Source organism: Sphaerospermopsis aphanizomenoides BCCUSP55 (assembly GCF_001586785.1).
Lineage (GTDB): Bacteria > Cyanobacteriota > Cyanobacteriia > Cyanobacteriales > Nostocaceae > Sphaerospermopsis_A > Sphaerospermopsis_A aphanizomenoides_A.
On sequence record NZ_LUFH02000021.1, the window covers coordinates 24,649 to 45,991 of the forward strand.

Annotated in this window: 19 protein-coding genes and 1 tRNA gene; 10 read left to right on the forward strand and 10 right to left on the reverse strand. The window is 39.2% G+C overall.

Annotated features, from left to right (window positions below; translation table 11 throughout):
* The first annotated feature begins 10 nt into the window (after positions 1-10).
* The 4 genes from A0J48_RS07575 to nifH all read left to right on the forward strand — a co-directional run bounded on the left by A0J48_RS07575 (position 11) and on the right by nifH (position 4,366).
* Positions 11-688 (forward strand): ABC transporter ATP-binding protein, encoded by a 678-nt coding sequence (locus A0J48_RS07575; protein ID WP_200321807.1) that lies wholly within the window; start codon positions 11-13, stop codon positions 686-688.
* A 333-nt stretch (positions 689-1,021) separates the two neighbouring features.
* On the forward strand, positions 1,022-1,570 hold the full coding sequence (locus A0J48_RS07580) for an NYN domain-containing protein (RefSeq protein WP_200321809.1): 549 nt from the start codon (positions 1,022-1,024) through the stop codon (positions 1,568-1,570).
* A gap of 180 nt (positions 1,571-1,750) precedes the next feature.
* Positions 1,751-1,822: transfer RNA gene (locus tag A0J48_RS07585), tRNA-Asn, on the forward strand.
* A 1,644-nt stretch (positions 1,823-3,466) separates the two neighbouring features.
* A complete protein-coding gene (gene nifH, locus A0J48_RS07590; protein WP_200321811.1) occupies positions 3,467-4,366 on the forward strand; it encodes a nitrogenase iron protein in 900 nt (299 codons plus the stop codon).
* Between the two features lie 351 nt (positions 4,367-4,717).
* Here the strand turns inward: nifH and A0J48_RS07595 are convergent, their stop codons facing one another.
* From A0J48_RS07595 to A0J48_RS07615, 5 genes are all read right to left on the reverse strand, one after another.
* Complete coding sequence (locus A0J48_RS07595; RefSeq protein ID WP_200321813.1) at positions 4,718-5,557, reverse strand: M56 family metallopeptidase; 840 nt, start codon at positions 5,555-5,557, stop codon at positions 4,718-4,720.
* Positions 5,558-5,561: 4 nt separating this feature from the next.
* On the reverse strand, positions 5,562-5,981 hold the full coding sequence (locus tag A0J48_RS07600; protein ID WP_200321815.1) for a BlaI/MecI/CopY family transcriptional regulator: 420 nt from the start codon (positions 5,979-5,981) through the stop codon (positions 5,562-5,564).
* A gap of 330 nt (positions 5,982-6,311) precedes the next feature.
* Positions 6,312-6,806, reverse strand: coding sequence for an ureidoglycolate lyase (locus A0J48_RS07605; RefSeq protein WP_200321817.1), 495 nt, complete (start codon positions 6,804-6,806; stop codon positions 6,312-6,314).
* 124 nt (positions 6,807-6,930) lie between these two features.
* A complete protein-coding gene (gene obgE, locus A0J48_RS07610; protein ID WP_200321819.1) occupies positions 6,931-7,968 on the reverse strand; it encodes a GTPase ObgE in 1,038 nt (345 codons plus the stop codon).
* Positions 7,969-8,263: 295 nt separating this feature from the next.
* Complete coding sequence (locus A0J48_RS07615) at positions 8,264-8,923, reverse strand: Mo-dependent nitrogenase C-terminal domain-containing protein (protein ID WP_200321821.1); 660 nt, start codon at positions 8,921-8,923, stop codon at positions 8,264-8,266.
* A gap of 110 nt (positions 8,924-9,033) precedes the next feature.
* Here A0J48_RS07615 and A0J48_RS07620 point away from each other — a divergent pair, with 110 nt between their 5' ends.
* Entirely contained in the window at positions 9,034-10,131 is a 1,098-nt protein-coding gene (locus tag A0J48_RS07620; protein WP_200321823.1) for a glutamate--cysteine ligase, read from the forward strand.
* A 171-nt stretch (positions 10,132-10,302) separates the two neighbouring features.
* On the opposite strand, the gene A0J48_RS07625 is transcribed toward A0J48_RS07620, so the two are convergent.
* Together A0J48_RS07625 and A0J48_RS07630 are read right to left on the reverse strand one after the other, a co-directional pair.
* Complete coding sequence (locus tag A0J48_RS07625; RefSeq protein WP_200321825.1) at positions 10,303-12,132, reverse strand: peptidoglycan D,D-transpeptidase FtsI family protein; 1,830 nt, start codon at positions 12,130-12,132, stop codon at positions 10,303-10,305.
* Between the two features lie 171 nt (positions 12,133-12,303).
* A complete protein-coding gene (locus A0J48_RS07630; protein WP_200321827.1) occupies positions 12,304-12,972 on the reverse strand; it encodes a hypothetical protein in 669 nt (222 codons plus the stop codon).
* A gap of 530 nt (positions 12,973-13,502) precedes the next feature.
* Here A0J48_RS07630 and A0J48_RS07635 point away from each other — a divergent pair.
* From A0J48_RS07635 to glgB, 4 genes are all read left to right on the forward strand, one after another.
* Positions 13,503-13,799, forward strand: a complete 297-nt coding sequence (locus A0J48_RS07635) for a hypothetical protein (protein ID WP_200321828.1) — start codon at positions 13,503-13,505, stop codon at positions 13,797-13,799.
* Positions 13,800-14,341: 542 nt separating this feature from the next.
* On the forward strand, positions 14,342-15,010 hold the full coding sequence (locus A0J48_RS07640; RefSeq protein ID WP_200321830.1) for a glutathione S-transferase family protein: 669 nt from the start codon (positions 14,342-14,344) through the stop codon (positions 15,008-15,010).
* Positions 15,011-15,041: 31 nt separating this feature from the next.
* Positions 15,042-15,356: a hypothetical protein gene (locus A0J48_RS07645; RefSeq protein WP_200321832.1), complete on the forward strand. Its 315-nt coding sequence runs from the start codon at positions 15,042-15,044 to the stop codon at positions 15,354-15,356.
* Positions 15,357-15,567: 211 nt separating this feature from the next.
* The gene (gene glgB / locus A0J48_RS07650; protein WP_200321834.1) at positions 15,568-17,859 is read left to right on the forward strand and encodes a 1,4-alpha-glucan branching enzyme; all 2,292 of its coding nucleotides are present in this window, start codon (positions 15,568-15,570) and stop codon (positions 17,857-17,859) included.
* Between the two features lie 88 nt (positions 17,860-17,947).
* On the opposite strand, the gene A0J48_RS07655 is transcribed toward glgB, so the two are convergent.
* The 3 genes from A0J48_RS07655 to A0J48_RS07665 all read right to left on the reverse strand — a co-directional run bounded on the left by A0J48_RS07655 (position 17,948) and on the right by A0J48_RS07665 (position 20,689).
* Entirely contained in the window at positions 17,948-18,577 is a 630-nt protein-coding gene (locus A0J48_RS07655; protein ID WP_200321836.1) for a hypothetical protein, read from the reverse strand.
* Positions 18,578-18,830: 253 nt separating this feature from the next.
* A complete protein-coding gene (locus A0J48_RS07660; RefSeq protein ID WP_200321869.1) occupies positions 18,831-19,181 on the reverse strand; it encodes a hypothetical protein in 351 nt (116 codons plus the stop codon).
* A gap of 23 nt (positions 19,182-19,204) precedes the next feature.
* Positions 19,205-20,689 (reverse strand): CIA30 family protein, encoded by a 1,485-nt coding sequence (locus A0J48_RS07665; RefSeq protein WP_200321838.1) that lies wholly within the window; start codon positions 20,687-20,689, stop codon positions 19,205-19,207.
* Between the two features lie 141 nt (positions 20,690-20,830).
* On the opposite strand from A0J48_RS07665, the gene A0J48_RS07670 reads away from it, so the two are divergent.
* Positions 20,831-21,337, forward strand: coding sequence for a HugZ family pyridoxamine 5'-phosphate oxidase (locus A0J48_RS07670; RefSeq protein ID WP_200321840.1), 507 nt, complete (start codon positions 20,831-20,833; stop codon positions 21,335-21,337).
* Positions 21,338-21,343 lie beyond the last annotated feature (6 nt).

The following is a 21,343-nucleotide window of genomic DNA, read 5'->3' on the forward strand; positions in this document are numbered from 1 at the left end:
AGGTGTAAACATGACAGCAGTAGGCATCGAAGTTAATAATTTAAACTTCTTTTGGCCTAATGGGGAGCAAGTCATCAAATCTTGCTCTCTCAAAGTCCCTAAAGGCGAATTTTGGATGCTTTTGGGTACTAATGGCAGTGGGAAATCAACTCTCCTAAGACTGATAGCAGGGCTATTGGCTCCCCAGTCTGGCGAAATTGGTATTTCACCTCCTGTGGGTTTTGTCTTCCAAAATCCTGACCATCAATTAGTTATGCCTACTGTTGGTGCTGATGTGGCTTTTGGATTGGTGGCTGAAAAATTGTCTCCAGCTATGGTGAAAGCTAGGGTTGAGGAAGCATTAGGGGCGGTTAATTTGCTGTCTTTGCAAAGACGACCTATTTATGCCCTTTCTGGTGGACAAAAACAGCGTGTGGCAATTGCTGGTGCGATCGCTCGTCACTGTGAAGTCTTATTATTGGATGAACCCACTGCTTTATTAGATCCCGATAGTCAACTAGACTTGGTGGCTGGTGTACGTCGTTTGGTTAAAAATCGGGGTATTACAGCTTTATGGGTGACTCATCGCTTAGATGAGTTAAATTACTGTGATGGCGCGTTTTTATTAGAAAGAGGCTCTTTAGTCGATTGTGGTGAAGCGGAACGTCTTAAACAGCGATTGATGGAACTGCACAGTCCTGAGTCCTGAGTCCTGAGTACCGAGTTATGAGTGCTGATTGCTGACTGCTAATAGCTGATTGCTAATTAATGACCAGATACCAGAAAACTTTTTGTTGTTTAGGTATCTGGTTTTTTGGTATGGAATTTTGACAAGTAGGAAAAGTTTTTATTAATTCTCTAAGACTAAGACAGGGCTTATTTTTAGGGACTTTTGGCAATTTCTGACTTCTGTCTTGAGGTTTATTTTTGCTCACAGGAGACATTTTTTATTCTCTGTAACATAGTGTTACAGGTAATGCTTCAATTACTATGAGTTTTATGAATGATTTTTGTTAACTCTAGATAATTGTGATTCAAACCCATGCCCCGTTCTATTATTCCATCCATTTTGTTAGTGGATGGCTACAACATTATAGGCGCTTGGTCTTGCTTGAAAAAAACTCGTGATGATGCCGGACTAGAGGCAGCACGTGGGGAATTAGTTGAAGCAATGACGAACTACAGCGCGTTTCAAGGATATGAGACTCAAATTGTTTTTGATGCTCAATATCAAAACACCGCCAGCAATAGAGAAATGATTACAGAGTTTCTCTCAGTTCATTACACAGATTTTGGTCAAACCGCAGACACCTATATAGAAAAAGCCTGTGCTGGTTTGCGTCACCAAATCGCACAATGTTTAATTTCTCGCGTGATTGTGGCTACATCAGATCGAGCGCAGCAGTTGATGGTTCAGGGGTATGGTGCTGAATGGTTGTCAGCGCAGCAACTATGCGGTGAAGTTGAGTCTACTACTTGTCGGATGCGTCACAGATATCAACCACGCAAACAATCTAAAAGCAGGTTTTTAGCTAATGCTATTGATGCTCAAGCTAGGCAGAAGTTAGCACAACTGCGAATGGGATTGTAGATAAAAACATCCAGAAATTTCCGGATTCCTCTTATGGAATGGCTTTGCGCTGCCAAAAATTATCAAAAAATACATATTGCCGCAGCCAGCAAACCGGATAAACAACAAAATCAAAAAAATTTTCCCAAAGTAGTTGACAACCTCTGATTTTCGGTTTAATATAGTAATCGTTGTGAGCGTTCCTCAGTAGCTCAGTGGTAGAGCGATCGACTGTTAATCGATTGGTCGCTGGTTCGAATCCGGCCTGGGGAGTTAAAAAAAATAGAGTATAAAGCATGAAGCAAGAAAGCATAAATTTCAAACTTCATGCTTTTGACTTTTAAAGTTACTAAACTTACTAAGTGATTTGACATACTCTCTGCCCTAAAAGCGCGGGGATTCTGGTTTCAAACAACAGTTGCAGTTTCATACCGTCTGACACTATCTCGCCCAACAGACAATGCCCTGTCTGCTTCCACCATTTTATGAGAAAGCCGTCTCCGGACGGGGCTTGAGACCCAGTTTTTTGGTAAATGTTGGGTTATGGCTTCGCCACACTTCGTGAACGTTCCTCAATCCAACCTACATAATTTCATTGTTATTAGTTTAACGACAAGTATTGGGAGTTAGGTTGCTTTTAAACAATTAGCAATCAGATGACGTTATCTATACCAGATAGCTGAAACTATTCCCTGTTCCCTGTCCATGATTTATGTCACCCTACGCTATTTCAGCAAACCCTACTTATCACTTTTTCAACTGGATTGTAAAAGTAGCTTATTTCACAAATGATATTTGATCAAATGTTTGCCTAAATTGCACTTAATGACTGCTAAGTCATGACCATTAAAGGTAATAAGAATAATATTTTAGATGGGAGAAAAATTATTTATTCTGAGGCTTAGAAAATCTTGATATTCATGTTATTGTGAGGATAGGAATCAAAAACATGAAGGTTCAAAAAACTTCAAAAAAACTTCAAGTGGAAATTGAGGTAAACTCAATCAGTTTCTTTTTTTCTGGTAAATTGACTGCAAATTATTTATCTTTTCTTTAGGTCAAGATAAAACCAGATGAATTAGAAGAGTTACCCTCGTAACAACTTGAATTAAATCAGAATTCCTTTGAGTATGTGCCAATAAAAATTGGCTAATTAGATAACATTATCTATCAGATGATATTAACCTTGGAGTTTGGGAAGAAAGACTCTTTGAGGCTGTCTGGTACATATATTGTCATCAGAATTGTTAGCGACTAAGCATAAGTAAGAAAAAGTATTTTTAGCCGTGAAATATGATCACAATAGGATTTATCTTGTTGTATCAATCACGGTGAGATCTATTGATTCTGAAACATCTATATAGCAGGGGACAGGTGACAGTTGACAGATTTAAAAGGCTTTTACTGTCTACATTTTATCATCTGTTGATGTCCTCAGCACCTTGGCGGTTGCTATAAAAGCAACATCAATATAGCAATTTTCCAGAACTTAGGAAAATCGTTCATTGGGCTGGAAATTAGAAATTTTTGACAGTAATAACCAAAACAAGATCGCATAAATTGTAGCAATCATTGAGAGTGAAATGCAATGTTGGTTGATTGGTGGTTTAGGGGAAAATCTGCATAAAGGTGAATCCCTATTGTAACCACTCTCCAAGATTAAACATCCTCAGAGGATGCCGTGACAATAAGCGATACTGTCAAATTTAAGCTGTTCAATATTTCTTAATTTAGGAGATGTGAATTTCTTCTCAATACATTTCCAGTATCCAGATCTTATTTTCTTAAAAAATCTGAATTTGCGTTTGGTCATGCTTTGAATATGCATTAAGTCGCTATACAAATTCTGTTTCCTAATCTAAATCTCCAAGCAATTTTTGCACCCATCAACAAAATAATTGTAGGAAAACACCAACAATGACTACTGACGCAAATATCAGACAGATAGCTTTCTACGGTAAAGGTGGTATTGGTAAATCTACCACTTCTCAAAACACCCTCGCAGCTATGGCTGAAATGGGTCAACGCATTATGATTGTAGGTTGCGATCCTAAAGCTGACTCTACCCGTTTAATGCTACACTCCAAAGCTCAAACTACAGTTCTTTCCTTGGCTGCTGAAAGAGGTGCTGTTGAAGATTTAGAACTTCACGAAGTCATGTTAACCGGTTTCCGTGGTGTTAGGTGCGTAGAATCTGGTGGTCCAGAACCCGGTGTAGGTTGTGCCGGTCGTGGTATTATTACCGCTATTAACTTCTTAGAAGAAAACGGTGCTTACCAAGATTTAGACTTCGTATCTTACGACGTATTAGGTGACGTTGTGTGTGGTGGTTTCGCCATGCCCATTCGGGAGGGAAAAGCGCAAGAAATATACATCGTTACATCAGGTGAAATGATGGCGATGTACGCTGCAAACAACATTGCTCGTGGTGTTTTAAAATATGCTCATACTGGTGGTGTGCGGTTAGGTGGCTTGATTTGTAATAGCCGTAACGTTGACCGGGAAATCGAATTAATTGAAACCCTGGCAAAACGCTTGAACACCCAAATGATTCACTATGTACCTCGTGACAATATTGTTCAACACGCAGAATTGCGTCGTATGACTGTTAACGAGTATGCACCTGATAGTAATCAGGGTAATGAATATCGGATATTAGCTAAGAAAATCATCAACAACACGAATCTGAATATTCCCACACCTATTGAAATGGAAGAACTAGAAGAGTTGTTGATTGAGTTTGGTATTCTAGAAAGTGACGAAAATACAGAAAAGATGGTTGGTAAACCAGCTATTGAAGTTCCAGTCAAGAAATAGTACCTAGAAGCAATTAAGGCTTGATTTTGGGGAGGGTTATTGAAATAGTGCTGAGTAACGAGTAATGAGTAATGAGTGAGATCCCAGATGAGAACTCAGCACAAATGGGTCTAAAGCCCCTGAATTCATTTATGGAAGAAGGAACAAAGATTTATTATGCCTACGGCACGCTGCGCGAACGAGATGATTGCACGAGAAATAATGCTTCCTTGTTTCAATCCCATAACTAAAGTTAGGGGATTACTCGGTACTCGATACTCGGTACTCCTGAATTCCACCCTTTCCCCAATTTATAAGGAGTGAAGATGCACACCCTTGAGGTTTTTAACCTTGAATGAAACAATTGTCAATTCAAGTATGAAAAACTACTGTAATTAAGGGTAGAAAAGCAAATAAAAAGATATGCCAGGATTGTAATTGACGTTCTGAATTCGGTTCTGGTGGTGTTAATAAAGCATTTATTCTTTGTTCCAATCTATCAACTCCAGAAGAACCCAAAGCTGCACAGCAAACTTCAGATGTTAGAGGTTGACTACTCACCACTAACAATAAAGATTCCGCTAATATCAACGGATCGACTTGGGATGCAGCATAACTGTCAGCCCGTAATTCCCGCAACATTAACAATTCTTGCCATAAAGGTTCTGTATTAGGCAACCAAGCGGTGCAAGAACGTACCCAACCGAGCCAAAAAAACCAGAATGTATCCCTATAGTGGTAATGTCCTTGTTCATGTGCAAACACGCTTTCTAGGTGGTCTGGAGAGAGAGTTTCTAGTAATCCTTGACTAACTACCAGTTCTGGTTGCCAAAAACCCATTTGACCGGCAAATAAAGCCCCAGTTTGTAGGAGTCGGACTTGTTTACCAATGAGATTGATTTGTGGACATTCACGGGCAGATTTTACTGATTTCCAACCTTGAAAAGCCAGTTTAATTCCCAAAATATTAAAAAAGCCTAGGAAAATTAAGGATAGCAAATAGCTAAAAGAACCAGTATACATTCCTCCCATTTTCCCTTGTGTACCCATGCAGACTACTGCTGTTGCTGTCATGAAAAGAAGTAGGGGGGGAAATAGGAATAAAAAAAGTGATTGCTGCCATCGTAAGTGCCAATTTCCTGTGGGTATATTGGCGAAATATCTTAAGCTGTAGGCAATGGTGACAGCAGTGAGAATCATGAGTATATGCATAATTTTATTTTTCTCCCCTGGCTTGACGTGCAGCTTGAATGCGTTTGGCGATCGCTTCTATTTGGTCACTAGCGGCTTGATCTAAACTATCAGCAAAGGCAGCAATTACATCAGGATTTCCCACTGCTAAAAATCGCTGTAATTGATCATGGGCTTTAATCATCTCAGCTTGTTGCTTGGTTAGCAATGGCCGCCAATAGAAAGCTTTCCCCTGTTTGTCGCAAGCTAACCAACCTTTTTCGGTGAGACGACGTAAAACAGTGGTGACGGAAGTATAAGCTAATTCACGGTTGGGATCAGCTAGAATGCGATCGTGTACATCCTTGACTGTGGCAGAACCCAGTTCCCAAACGATACTGAGAATTTCTGCTTCTAAAGGACCGACGGATAATTGTTTAGGACGGTAATCAGGTAAAGGAGCCATATTGATATTTTTGGCGGGGGTGTTCTTTATCTTTTTAGATTACAAGATGGGATAATATTTTGAGTTTTTTTTATCAAATTTAAAGGTTGTAAATTTAATTACCGCAGCAATAATTAAAAATTAGGGAATTATTTTTGTGATTTCTACGTTGATGAAAAAGAGTGACAATGCTGTTAGTAGGACAGTTTTGGGCTGAGGTGAGAAAATTCCGATAATCCACTGCGTTATTATATAGCAATGGATGACCAAACTTAAACACCCAAAGATTTTTAGCACTGTCACCTATTCCGTTACAACTGCTATATCTGAGTGCTTGAAGTCCGATTTACCTTACACTATCTCAAATGCTAACTTATGACTTTTAATAAAATCATGAGTGAAATGATCTACTACATTCGTATCACTTAATTCCAAATTATAAAAATCCACAAACTCATGCTCAAAATATGGTCCAGCGTGCCAAGTTCCGACTTCTAATTTAATAAAACAATTTCCGGGAATGCGGAAAGCACAAAGTTGTTCTAAAACAGGTTCTTTGAGATCATTCTCAGGTGGACAAACTGCCATTAACCAATCCTTTCCTGCCAAAGAACCTAAACACTGAGTACATTTTTCATGACGAGTAATTTTATTAAACTTTAGCCCTTTACTCTGCAATCGCATAATATAAAAGCGAGGAATACCATTTTGTAAATTTAACTTTGCATCTTCTGTATCAAAAGTCTTACCATCTTGACTAGGAAATATCACCTGTCCATAACGCTGAAAATTTTCTGGTGTTATCCATTCTGCTTGTAATTGTTGAACTGTATGGGATGCACTCATAAAAAATCCTGTTTATATGGCTATAAAAATTATAGAAAAACTCAAACTGTAATAATTCAGGATTGAGAATAAAGGTTAAAGGTTTTATCTTCCCCTTTTCCCCTTTACCTTTCTCCCTTAAATCTTAACTCCCTATTTCTTGTAACTCGGCTGCTTCCAGAGCATTCATTTCATCAATAACTCGCCAAATTTCCTGTAACATTGGCTCTAAACCACTACGAGTAACAGCAGAAATTATGAAAACAGGCGCATAGGAAAGATGATTTAATTGAGTAGCTAAAGCCTCTAAATCCACCATTTCCCTATCAACAGCATCTATTTTATTTAATGCTAAAATTTGAGGACGTTTTTCTAAACCCCGACGATATGCTTTTAGTTCTTTTTGAATAGTATGGTAATCACCAATTACATCTTCGCTTGTTGCATCAATTAGGTGTAATAAAACCCTGGTGCGTTCAATATGACGCAAGAAATCATGACCTAAACCAGCACCGTGAGAAGCACCTTCTATTAATCCTGGAATATCAGCAAAAACTGTCCCATCACCTGTAGGTTTTTTCACCACACCCAAGTTAGGAATGAGAGTCGTAAACGGATAATCGGCAATTTTGGGACGTGCAGCAGATAAAGATGAAATTAAAGTGGATTTACCAGCATTTGGTAAACCAATTATTCCCACTTCTGCTAATAATTTCAACTCTAAACGTAACATCTTCCTTTCTCCTTCCAGGCCAGGAAGTGCGTATTCTGGCGCACGGTTGCGGTTACTTAAAAAATGCTGATTTCCTAAACCTCCTTTACCACCTTCAGCGATGAGTAAAGTTTGTTCAGGTTGAATTAAATCACCTAAAATTGCATCAGTTTCCGCGTCATAAATCACAGTACCGCAGGGAACTTCGATCATTAAATCCTTTCCTGATGCACCTGTGCAATTATTCGGTCCACCGCGACCACCATTTTCTGCTTTAAAAAGATGTTTGTATCTAAAATCTAGCAAAGTTTGCAGGTTTTCCACTGCTTTAAAAACCACCGAACCACCCCGACCCCCATTACCGCCAGATGGACCGCCGGCGGGAACATATTTCTCTCTGCGGAAGGCGACAATACCATCGCCACCTTTACCAGCTTCTACTTCAATTAATGCTTGATCAATAAATTGCATAATGAATTATTCGTCATTGGTCATTAGTCATTAGTTATTAGGACTTACGCCACATCTGGCTGAAAACCTTATGATTACGTCGAGGTAATTCATGAATTACCTCTACTTTCGTTCTGTTTTGCGTAAGTCCTGGTTATTAGTCATTAGTCATTATTTTGCGCTAGTGACTTCCATTCGTTCACGATTTTGCAAATCTCATCAACCAATTTTTATGACAATTGATATTCGTAATTCTTGAAACCGCCTACTCTTCATTATCTCACCTAACTACTGACTAATCACTAATAACCAGTGACTAAATATAAGGTGAAACATCCTCACCACATTCATCTGCAAGGTAGGAAAGGGCGCGAAACCTTAGACCTACTAATTGTTCATACAAAGGATTAATTTTACACATTGGCGGAATATGAACTATTTTCCGTCCAAATAGGGTGACATCCCGCTCAAAAGGACACTGGGAAGGAATCATTTTACACAAAAATCTGGCAACTCTGGGATCGTGCATTTCTAACCCATCCAACCATTCCCGCATGGGATGAAGTATGTCTGGTGGGGTAGAGGTTAGGTCTTGTCTTTGTTCTGTATCTTCTAGGGTATGACGTAGTGCAGTTAAGGCTTTTGTATTTAGTTCTAAAACTTGGCAAAACTGTTGTAAAATTTCTTCTTCGCTCTTAGAATATATTCCATCTGCGATCGCTACCATTACCGCTGTTCGCAAAAAATTTTCCGCTATGGGTGTACCTTTACCCAAAACAGCTGCTAATTCCTCTGGTGTAATGATCTCTAAAGAATTCCAGTCAATACAAGGTGCTAACTCATCTTTGGTGATATTGGTAATGATATCCTGTTCTTGAGCATCAAAATTGCCATCAGACCAAGCAATCGTAAGTAGTCCTCGTAACCAAGCAGAAATTTGTTCACTACTGTAAGGGGTGGGAACAGCACTTGTCATAAAAACTCACACCTCAAATTTTTCTAAATCAATATTAAGCTACCTGAATCGTCAGTTTTGTGTTAGAATCCCTGTGGCAATAATTATTGAGAATTTTTCCTATTTACTATATGTTTTTTTTCGGAATTGAACATGAAGTTGCATTCCTTAACCATGAAGGAAAGTTTGCTGATTTCTCCTGCACAAAATTTGCCGATTTTCAGCAAATAGTTGATAAATTACCGTTCTATCCTCATGATTACCCACAATTAAGAGTTGGTGATGCTGGCATTAAAAAGAAGCGGTGGTATATTGAGGGATTTGAAAGATTTGCCGATTCAGAAGAGGTAATTGACTGTTTAGCTAAAGGCATCGAAATCAGAACCACTATCAACTCGACTATCCAAGGAGCAATTGATGAATTAACAACAAGTTTTTCTTTACTGAGTGAGGTAGCCCGTAGTTTTGGTTTCTCGCCTATTTTAGTTAGCTTTAATCCCTATACTAGCATTTTTGAACCACAACCGCCATTAAATGATTTTGAAATAAAGCAATTACAAGCTTATCCTGATGAACAAACTGCTTATATTTACATGGTTTCTTATGGGCCAGATTTAAATATTTCCTTAGCAGATTTACCAATTGCAAGTGTAATTGATATTGGTCAAAAATTGACTTATTACAGCCCTTATATAGTTCCTTTTAGTTATAGTTCTCCTTTTTATAATGGCAGTTTATGGGAAGGTTTATCAGTAAGGACATTTATCAGAACTGGAAAAAGATCAGCCACATTAGTGTTTGTAGAAAAGCAAGAACAATTAATTAAAAGTGTACCTTCTTTAACTAAAATTGCCCGCATTCCAGCAGAAGTAGGCCGCATCGAATTCAAAGCCTGTGATAGCTGTGATGATTTTTCTATTTATGCAGGTTTACTGGCATTATTAAAAGGTTTAGCATTAGATCAAACTTTAGAGGGTAGAGCTATTATACCTGATGCTAATTTACACCAAATTTCCGCCAAATTAGGCTTTGAACATGAAGAAATTTTCCAGAATGCAACCAAAATTTTACAAGTTGCTGAAGATGCTTTAAAAAATGACCCGGATATTAAATTTTTAACACCCCTAAAAGCTATTTTGGCACACAAAATAACCAGATCACATCAACTAATTGAAACCTTTCAAAATCTAGGTTCAATTGAAGAAACACTCAAAAAAACCTACGGTTGAGATAATTGGTAATTGGGTAAAAACAACTAAGTAGGTAGGCGTTGAAATTTATCGTTGTGGCAAGGCAAAAGGCAAGAGGTAAAAGGCAAGAGGGAAGAAACTTTCAGGGACTTGACTTTTTGTAACATACCTCGGTTTTTTCAAGTCGACTTACTTATCAAGTATCAATTATCAATTATCACCTGTCACCTTCTTACTGGGTGGAATCTTTTCCAATGGTATCAGCACTTCCATTACAGCTTTAACAATTGGTGCAGCAACAGTTCCACCATAAGCATTTGCACCTTTTGGTTCATCTACTATTGCCAAAACTACATATCGGGGAGCTTCTGCTGGCACAATACCTACAAAACTTGTAATTCTGGCTCCCGGAATATATCCACCATTAGGACTAGCTTTTTGGGCTGTACCTGTTTTACCAGCAATACTGTATCCGTTGATTTTTGATGCTTTGCCTGAACCTTGAGAAACAACAGTCTCCATCATGTCCACTACCTTTTGGGTAGTAGTGGGTGAAAAAATTTGGCGTGGTGCTGGTAAATTAGGTAAATAGTGAATTTTACCTTGGCTATCAATTAGCCCTTGGACTACGTGGGGTGTTACTAGTTTACCACCATTAGCTAAAGCACCGTGCATTTGCACCAATTGTAATGGAGTTAAAGAAAAACCTTGACCAAAGGAAGTAGTTGCTGGTTCTATAGTAGAGGACAGAAATTCTTCTTGACTTTTGAGGCGACCACCCACTGTAAAAGGCAAATCTATATCCATTTTTTGCCCCAGTCCTAGTTTTTCTAACCAGTTGTAGTAGAGTGTGGGCTTCATGCGTTGGATAATTTGTACCATACCAACGTTACTGGAAGTTTGTAAAATTTGAGCAATAGTAATTCGTCTATAACTATTTATTTCAGCGTTTTTAATAGTGCGGTCAGCAACTTTAATTGTACCGGGGTCGTTAAACATATCATCTGGTTTAATAACACCATTTTCCAGTGCGATCGCCACATTCAAAGGCTTGAAAGTTGAACCAGGTTCATAAAGATCAGCTACAGTCCAGTTTTTAAACAGTCCAATATCAGCCTTGGAGTATTCATTGGCATTATAAGTAGGCACAGAAACCAAAGCCAATAAAGAACCATCCATAGCATCCATAACAATTACTGCCCCACGCTTGGCTTGGAACTTATCAACTTGTTCTTTCAGCGCCATTCTGGCGGCTCGTTGTAAGCGACTATCAAGAGTTAATTGCAGTTTTAAATCATCAAAATGCAGAAATCCCTCTGGCGCATGATTTGGCATTAAAGCCCCGTTACCTGCCCGACTCAAGCGCACCGTTTGTCCAGAGCGTTCTAGCAGCTTCTCTTGACTATATTCCACCCCTGCCTGACCGCGACGGTCAAGATTAACATAGCCCACCACATTAGCAACTAAATCATCTTGTGGGTAAAAACGGGAATATTTTTGAATAAATTCCAAGCCATTCAAGCGAAAAGAAATCAAGCGATCAGCAACATTCTCCGCCACACCATCAGCAAGAAGAATGCCACTTCTTTTACTTTGAAATATTTTGACTAACTTATCAGCATCTTTATTGAGTACGGGTGCAATTTGCTGTGCCATCTCTTCATTAGATTTATCAAACAGCTTGGGATGGACATACAAAGTATAAACTGGACGATCAATAGCCAAGACATTGTTATTCCGATCCACCACTGGCCGACGGGGCATAAAAGGGCGTAAATTAACCATTTGCTGGTTTCTAGCTCTTTGTGTCAGCTTCGCTCCATCAACAATTTGTAAGCGATACAAATTAAAAGCTAACCCCAACCCAGCAGCCATTAAGACACCCCAAACTATCAACAGTCGAGACTTAAGGTTTGGTGTCGAAACTGTGGTTTTAGCAGTACCATTGTTAGATACAGCGGGTCTGGAAAATTTTCTCTGTCTTGTGAATTCTAAATTTCGCAAATTTCTAAATTTTGTTCTGCTTGGTGACTTCTGCATTGGGGTGTAGATTGTGGTGTGTAGTAGTTTGTAGAGTGTAGGTTTTGGGGAGAAGAGGAAAAGGAGCTTTCTAGCAAGAAGCAAGGGTGAAAATTTTCTCCTCTGGCCCCTATCCCCGTACCCTTATTTCTTCTGTCACCTATCACCTCTTTCTCCTGAACTCCTGTCTTGTTAATATCCCAGAGGTGAAAGAGTTTGGGGTTGTGCTTCTGAATTGGGAATTTTATGGGAGGATGCCGAATTAGGACGGTCAGAGTTTGGTGGTAAGAAAATTGTATTCCCAGGACTTGGTGATACTAGTCCTGCTGATGGTTGTTCTGCCTCATCAGCCATTTTGCTAGTCAGGGTGGCATTGGTGGTGGTCAACTGACGTTCATTACGTTGTAAACTTTGCAGTGTCCGATAAGCTTGACTCCAAAGCTCTTGGGAATATACCGTCCAACCATAAACCATAAGTGTTGCCGCCACAACCAAAAACGCCGCTGCGGAAGAATAACGATAGATAGTATATAGGCGTAGTAACCACACAGGTGCAGCCCCGGCAGCAGACATCATAGGTAAGCGTTCATTTACCTGACCATCAATATTAGCGGCTGGTTGTTTGCCAGAACCTGGGACTAAAGTGGGTGCTACAGGCTCTTTTGTGGAAGTAAATAATAAATTTCTAGAAGAATTCCGTCTTCTTCTAGAGTGCAATCCTGTAGACTCATTTGCTAGTGTAGAAGAGGTTTGCGTACTTTTTCCCTGGGCGCGAGAGCGTTGCTGACCCAAAGGTAGGTCTGAATTACGCTTGAACCAAGAATTTTTTGTAGAAACCGCTGATTTGCGGGCAACAGCCATAATTGTTGTGAATGGTAGATTAAAAAAAAAGACCTTGGGGAGAGGATAAGTTTGTGTCCCCACTCGGTGGGGATAAGCCGCAGAGGAAAAGGGGGAGTATTTTCCGTTCGTGGCCTTTCATCTTTTGCCAATTCTTGCAAAAGTGACTTTTACAAGAGGTTTATTAATTTTTGTTTTCAATATGTAAGCTCCATACAATTAAAGATTATGGCAATGTGGAGTGGTTAGAGGCAACACCTAGCTCCTTTAATTAGATATGAGTAGATTTAGATAGATATTTTGATTCAGTTACTAGCCCCTCACTTTAGTTATGGGGTTACTCACTACTCGGTACTCGTTACTCGGTACTCCTGAATGGTTTGAGGTGAAAGGTTTTTCTTGCTCCCTTCCCCTTTTCCCACTAACCAGGCGGTATTGGGGTTTAGGGGTGTAAATTTGTAATTTGCAAGCATTTAACAAAAGTCAACAAATAAGCTATCGTATTCAACAGAAGCAATATTTCTATTGCCTTTATTGGTGAAAGAGGAGTTATGAAAACAAAAGTCTTTGGTTTGGCTCTCGTGTTAAGTCTCGCTACTATGCTCGGAGCTTGTGAGGGTGGCGGTGAACCTGCTGGAACTAGTGGTACCCCCGCTTCTACACCTGCTGCTGGTGAACCTGCTGATACTGGAACCAGTCCTGCTGCTACGACTGCACCTGAGTCTAGCCCTGCTGCTACAACTGCACCTGGAGCCAGCCCTGCTGCTACAACTGCACCTGGAGCCAGCCCTGCTGCTACTACCGCACCTGAAGCCAGCCCAGCCGCTAGTCCTACTGCAACTCCATAGGATAGCGTTGATCGAAAAATTGGGTTTAAAACCCCGTCCTTCTAGGACGGCTTTACCAAAAAAATAAGTTTGAGGTTCCCCGTCCTTCTAGGATGGCTTGCTGATAAAATAGTTGAAACAGTCAGGGCATTGTCTGTTGGGCGAGATAGTATAAGACGGTATAAAACTGCAACTGTTGTTTGAACCCAGAATCTCTGCACTTTTAGGGCAAAGAGTATGTCAACGATAGCTGGCAACAATAGAAACAAGTCGCTCTAAGGCATGGGGAGACTCTAAACGGACGTGGAGAAACTGTAAGACTACCTAGTAGCGAGTTTTTGTGAAACGTTAATGAGTCCTCGCTCCTTTAGGACGAGGAAGTATGTCACATAGTTTAGTCAGGCATCGACTTGAGGCAACAGTTACCTCGGCATTAGAGAGCTAAACTGTTGTTTAATTGAAGCAGCAACTGTAGGACACTAGAATAGATGGTTTATACCTCTTCTAAGTGTCCACATTCTGATTTAAACGAAAAAAATTTTTATTTCCGCAACAGTAGCTTTATGTTACTCCTGCAATTTAGTACGTCTCATTATTGTCGTAAAGCTCGTCTGGCACTAGGCTATAAAAGAATTAAATACCAGGTAGAAAATTTGACTCCTGGATTACATATTTTGAGATTAAAGCCACTTACCGGGTTAACTACTCTGCCTGTTTTATTACCGCAAATTGAAGGACAAACACAAGTTATTGGTGACTCTACACAGATTTTAAGTTTTTTAGAATCCTATCAACCAGAACCTCCGCTATTTTTCACTAACCACGAACAACAAACTCAAGCCTTGATGCTGGAAGACTGGTTAGATGAAAGTATTGGAACAGCAACAAGGTTTGTTTATTATCATTTTCGGGCTGCTGAAGGTAAACAAATTGACCCATCATTCTTGAGTCAGATGGTGATTAATGTAGTTAGAAAACAGTATGGTATTAATAATGCTACTGTAGAAATAGCTACTAAAAGATTAACTATAGCTCTAGAAGAATTATCTATCCGCTGGGGAAAAAGTAAATATCTAGTGGGTGATCATCTGAGTGTGGCTGATATTGCGGCTGCGGCTTTATTGAGTCCTTTAGCACTTATTCCTGAGTATCGTCAGGGATATCCCTGGCTATTTGAGCGCATTATGGAAATTCATCAGTTGTGTGGGGAGAAATTACCACCGGGGCTTTAGAAATTCAAAATTCAAAATTTAAAATTAAAGAATGAAATGTGTAAAATTTCTGATTTTGGTTATTAGTACCACTATTTTAGTTGTGGTGAGTAGCCATTGGGGAACAAAGGTGATGGCATTACCACCAGTGGAGGAAATACCAGAAGAAATATTGCGAACAGAAATTATTACCGCAGCGCGATCGCCCATTGATGGTAAACGCCTAACTGCTGCTGAATATGCAGAATTACAAGCGCAACTGCAAACAAGTCCACCACCAAAACTGAATGCTCAAATTCGAGAACAAATATTTCTGCTGCGGATACGGCAGGTACTATTACAGCTATTTCCATTTTTGGATATTTAGTTAATGGTCAGTTGTCAGTTGTCAGTTGTCAGTGGCAAAAGATTATTCTCCCCACCTCCCTATCATCCTATCTCTACTGTCACCTGTCACCAATAATATACATTCTGATGTAGGATAACCGTGACGACAAAAATGCAAATAAATGTAAAGAATATATATAGTTATAAAAAACTAGATTTACTTAATCACATTATTTCACGTAGGTAGCTTCATGTCCATCAGCACGATCGCCCCTGAGCAGGTTAACCGTATAGTTTGGAATCAGCATCACGATCCATTTGAAGTTCTTGGTTCACATCTCTTTGAACAAAATGGGAAAAATGTCTGGGCTGTGCGAGCCTACCTACCAAATGCCAGTTCAGCATGGGTAGTAGTTCCAGAAGACAGAAAAGAATACCCGATGTACACAGTGCATGATCCCCATTTTTTTGAATGCACTATAGAAACAGCAGAACTTACCAACTATCAATTAAGGATTAAAGAAGGTGAATATGAGCGTGTCATTTATGACCCCTACGCCTTCCGTTCTCCCCACTTAACAGATTTTGACTTGCATTTGTTTGCAGAAGGCAACCATCACCGCATTTACGAAAAACTGGGAGCGCACTTGACAGCAGTCGATGGTGTCAAAGGTGTTTATTTTGCCGTTTGGGCTCCCAATGCGCGTAACGTTTCTATTCTGGGAGATTTTAACCTCTGGGATGGACGTAAACACCAGATGCGGAAAGGACATACAGGCGTTTGGGAATTATTTATTCCTGAACTGGGTGTGGGAGAACATTACAAATACGAAATCAAAAATTTTGAAGGACACATTTACGAAAAATCTGACCCCTACGGTTTCCAGCAAGAACCACGTCCCAAAACAGCATCTATAGTCACCGACTTAAATGCTTACACCTGGAACGATGAAAGCTGGATGGAAGTGCGGCGACATACAGACCCCCTCACCCAACCCATTTCCGTGTACGAAGTCCATTTAGGCTCTTGGTTACACGCTGCTAGTGCAGAACCAGCAAAATTACCCAATGGAGAAACTGAACCAGTAGTAGTAGTTTCTGAACTCAAAACCGGTGCGCGTTTCCTGACTTATCGAGAATTAGCGGCAAAACTGATTCCTTATGTCAAAGAATTGGGATATACCCATATAGAATTACTACCAATTGCCGAGCATCCCTTTGATGGTTCTTGGGGTTATCAAGTCACTGGTTATTATGCTCCCACTTCCCGCTTTGGTAGTCCTGAAGATTTCATGTATTTTGTAGACCAATGTCACGAAAATGGCATTGGTGTACTGGTAGATTGGGTTCCTGGACATTTCCCGAAAGATGGTCACGGTTTAGCCTTCTTCGATGGTACTCACCTATACGAACACGCTGACCCCCGCAAAGGTGAACATAAGGAATGGGGAACTTTAGTATTTAACTATTCCCGTAACGAAGTTAGAAATTTCTTGGTAGCTAATGCCCTGTTCTGGTTTGATAAATACCACATTGACGGAATTCGGGTGGATGCTGTAGCTTCCATGCTTTACAACGACTATTGCCGTAAAGATGGGGAATGGTTGCCCAACCAATACGGTGGTAGAGAAAATTTAGAAGCTGCGGATTTCTTGCGTCAAGTAAATCACAATATCTTTAGTTATTTTCCTGGTGCGCTTTCCATTGCCGAAGAATCTACTTCCTGGCCTATGGTGTCTTGGCCTACCTATACAGGTGGTCTAGGCTTTAACCTGAAGTGGAACATGGGTTGGATGCACGATATGTTGGATTATTTCAGCATGGATCCCTGGTTCCGTCAATTCCATCAAAACAATGTCACTTTCAGTATGTGGTACAACCACAGTGAGAATTTTATGCTGGCATTGTCTCACGATGAAGTTGTGCATGGTAAGAGCAATATCATCGGTAAAATGCCCGGTGATAGATGGCAGAAGTTAGCTAACGTGCGGGCTTTATTTACCTATATGTTCGCGCACCCTGGTAAGAAAACCATGTTTATGAGTATGGAATTTGGCCAGTGGAGTGAGTGGAATGTGTGGGCTGATTTAGAATGGCATTTATTCCAGTATGAACCACACCAACAGCTAAAGGAATTTTTCCAGTCTCTCAACCATCTTTACCGTTCTGAACCTGCTTTGTATACTCAAGATTTTGCACGGGAAGGGTTTGAGTGGATTGACTGTAGCGACAACCGTCACAGCGTAGTTTCTTTTGTCCGTCGTGCTAAGGATGCTGATGAGTTTGTGGTTGTAGTTTGTAATTTTACTCCTCAACCTCATTCTCACTATCGTATCGGTGTACCAGAAAAGGGATTTTATACCGAGTTGTTCAATAGCGATGCGCGTCAGTATGGCGGTAGCAATATGGGCAATTTAGGCGGTAAGTGGACTGATGATTGGTCTTTACATAATCGTCCTTATTCCTTGGATTTGTGTTTACCACCTTTGGGGGTTTTGATTCTCAAGCTGGATAAAGACAAGACTGCGGAAGCGATGAAGTAAGGGTTGATTTTGTTCAGATAAATTGGCAATTTTTAGGGATGCAGCAATGCTGTGTCCTTATTTTTGTGAGAATTAGGATGTCCAGGATTTAAGGATTTACAGGATGTGGAATTCCTGAATTTGGTGATAACATCCACATCAAAAATCCTAAAATTGGCTCAACGGGTGGTAATGGATATTCGGTAATATCAATAGTGACTGAATTACCTTCTAATTTTAGAAATTTCCAAGCTGTTCCACTGGTGACTGAACCGAAAATAGTAGGAATATTTATATTATTAGCAGCATTAAATTTTTGAGCAGCTACCATTTCTGCGATACACTGACCTAAACCACCATTAAGATTTTCCTTTTTCGCTTCTATAATAATAATAACTGGAGCTTGAATTTCTAATTGGGTGGGTGATTTACTAATCAGAAAGTCACAAATACCATTAAGTCCTAGGTTGGGATCAACAGTAAAATCTTCTCCAGAAAAGAGGCTAATTTGGCGATTTAATAATCGTCTCACTGCTGTTAATACAGGGCTAATAATCCATTCAGAACGAGCTTTTTCGCTACCCCTTGCAAGTACCAAAGGTAAACCATCCTCTAGTTCTTGATGTAATAAATCATCTGGTTCTACAGGAGGAATGTCTGGAAAAAATCTTCCTCCTTCATGGATAATAATTGCTAAATCTTGGCGGACTTTTTTAAGTGTAAAATCACTGTAAGGCATGGTTATAATTAATTAGGCTAAAAACGGATTACTGGATGATAATTTATCAAATATATACAAGAATGGGGAGATAGAAATTTTGTCAGAAATGGCTTACGCCACGCTATCAGACAATCTGCGTTTATCCGCGTCTATCTGCGTTCTGATCCTGAAAATCCTTAAATCCTGGACATCATTTATTATTTCTTAATTTTGACTTTTGACTTTTGACTTCCCGAAGGGTGTCCTGGATATCCTGATTCAGACATTTTCACTACTTCCCAGACTCCAATTTTGTAACCCGCTTTCTTAAATCATTAACTTGTTGCTTTAATTCCACAACCAAAGTTGATAATCTATCAAACATTTTGTCCCGTTCCGACTGTGATAAATTCCTCTGAGAACCTGGAGGTTTTGTGGGAGTTTGAGGAATTTTAGATGATGGAATCTGGGGATTTTGACGTAGCAATAATTCTATTTGGTTTAACCGCAATTCTAAACGACGTACATCAGATTCTAGGTTATTAACACGAAAATCTACCTGTTGTGAAGAAGCAGGATTAGAAAAAACCCCACTCCATAGAATTATCACTACAACCCCAGCAAACAATAATTTTTTCACAATTGTATTGATTGGTTTACTACCAATTATTTATCACGTTGCAAGTTAGAAAATAACTGTTCCCAATTGATAGAGTTAACATTATTTTCTCCCTGTTTGACTTCTAAGGTTATATTCCGTGCTTTGGTTTGTTTAAGGGATTCAATGCAAATTTCTGCAACGTCATTTCTGCTAATTTTTCCCCGAATATTATCACCTTGTTCAAATATTAATTCTTTACCTCCGACTTCTTCAGTTAAAGCACAAGGTCGAATAATTGTGTAGGGTATTCCGCTTTCTCTTAAACTATCTTCTCCTTTTAATTTCCATGTTAAAATTCCTCCCAATTGGTCGTTTAATCTTACGGCTGGGGGTTCTTCATCTAAATTAATTCCTGGTCTTCCGGGACGGGTGACACCAGCAGAACTAACTAAAACAAATTGAGGTAAATTTTCACCACCATAAGCTTTGATTGATTCTAGTTCTAGTGCAAAACTACCAGGGTTAAATTTAGGATTTAAAGCACCATCATATTCAAATTTACTCAACATTAATTGGAAAGAGCAAACTTTACTAGCATCAATCGGTGGACAATCTTTCACAGATTTAGCTCTAAATACAGGTGTTAAATTGACAAAGGGAATGGTAATATCGATCCATGTATTAGCTATAGTATCAAAGGAATAACTGTAACCAATTCCATCCCATGTTGATTCGGTTCTTAAAAAGATTTTATAACGTTGTCCGTCACCTTTGACGCGCAATTTTACCCCTGCATAACCGGATAAATTAATTGTTGGTGAAAAATTCTTTGTTCTTACAGATGCAAATCCTCCCGAATTAGCTGTAGAAACATTACCAGCAAATAAGGCTGTTTTTTCTAATATTTGAAAATTGCTAGAACTAACACCACCCATGACTACATCATCCAAAGCACCCCAGATATTTTTTAATTCCTCTGATGATTGAGTAAAATCAAAGATGACTTTTTCACCTGTGTTTGATAAATATCTTCTCGCAGCTTCTACTAGGTTTTTTACACCTTTATATTCAACATTTTCTGGTGTATCACCCACAATTTCTGGTTGATAAAATTTCACACCTTGATTATATTTTGCTCTATCAGGTGTGTCTCCTTCTACTGGTTGAACACGCACTGCTGTACAACAAACAACAGCTTGAATATTACTCAAGACTAAATTATTGAGAGTTTCTGGTTTGGTAATATCTCCCACTACCAAGTCAACATCATTACCCAAAATTGACCGTGCTTTGTCAATATCCCTGACTAAACAGCGAACTTTGTAACCCTGTGCTGACAATCGTTTTACAACTCGCTTACCAACACCACCAGTCGCACCTGCTACTAAAACAACACCCATTTTTATTCCCCCATTTGGTTGATTTTGATAATTTTCCGGACGACTTGGAAATAAATTTTGCACCCAGTTCAGGACAGGAAATACCTCAAAGTAGGTGAGGGTTTTGATGAATCTGCACAAATCCCATTGAGAACGATTGTTTTCAGTCATAATTATTTTTTATAACTTTTGTGTATTCTAGTCTAATTGTAGCAATTATGAACAACCATATCCTTGATTTATCAGAGAAGTTAGGATATGAGCAGATTATGTCATATAATACATTAATAACTAAACAGGAAGTTATTGGTTATGAGTCAATTGGCAAAAATTCAAGCTGAGTATGAGCAATTTCCTCAAGAAGTTTCCAGCATTATGATTAGTACAGTTAATGGAAAGGGAATCCCTAACGCTAGTTATACTCCTTTTGTAATAGATGAATTTAAAAATATTTATATTTATGTTAGTGGTTTAGCTAGTCACACTGTTAATATTCATGCTCATCCCTATGTGAGTGTTTTATTTATTGAAGATGAAGCTAAAAGTCCGAATATTTTTGCTCGTCGTAGATTGAATTTTGATTGTACAGCTACTTTAATTGAGAGGGAAACTGAACAATGGAATCAAGTTGTTGAGCAATTTCAAGCACGGTTTGGAGAAATTATTGAAATGTTACGCAGTTTGGCTGATTTTAGAATTTTTCAACTCACTCCAACTCAAGGACGTTTTGTCATCGGTTTTGGTGCAGCTTACAATATTGATGGTGATAACCTCCATCAACTTGTACCAGTTACTAAAGATAATCTTTCTAATTCATAATTGATA